The 335-nt window shown below is 46.6% G+C and carries 1 pseudogene; it reads left to right on the forward strand.

Annotation, left to right across the window (positions count from 1 at the left end):
- Positions 1-43: 43 nt before the first annotated feature.
- A pseudogene (locus FH871_RS35325) lies at positions 44-335 on the forward strand (hypothetical protein); the annotation flags it as partial.

Raw genomic sequence — 335 nt, forward strand, 5'->3', positions numbered from 1 at the left:
GAATCAAGAGATTATTACCACCTCACGCTTCCCTGGAACGACCTTGGATAAGATTGAGATTCCCCTGGACGACGGTTCCTATATCTTTGATACCCCGGGGATTATCCACCGCCACCAAATGGCCCACTACCTATCTGCCAAGGATCTCAAGTATGTCAGTCCGAAAAAGGAAATCAAGCCCAAAACCTATCAGCTCAATCCTAGTCAGACCCTTTTCTTGGGTGGCCTAGGTCGCTTTGATTTTCTTCAGGGAGATAAGCAAGGTTTCACGGCTTATTTTGACAATAATCTCAAGCTCCACCGCACCAAGCTTCAAGGAGCTGACGATTTTTATG

Origin of the sequence: Larkinella sp. C7 (genome assembly GCF_006149005.1) — a bacterium.
In the GTDB taxonomy this organism is placed as follows: domain Bacteria; phylum Bacteroidota; class Bacteroidia; order Cytophagales; family Spirosomataceae; genus Larkinella.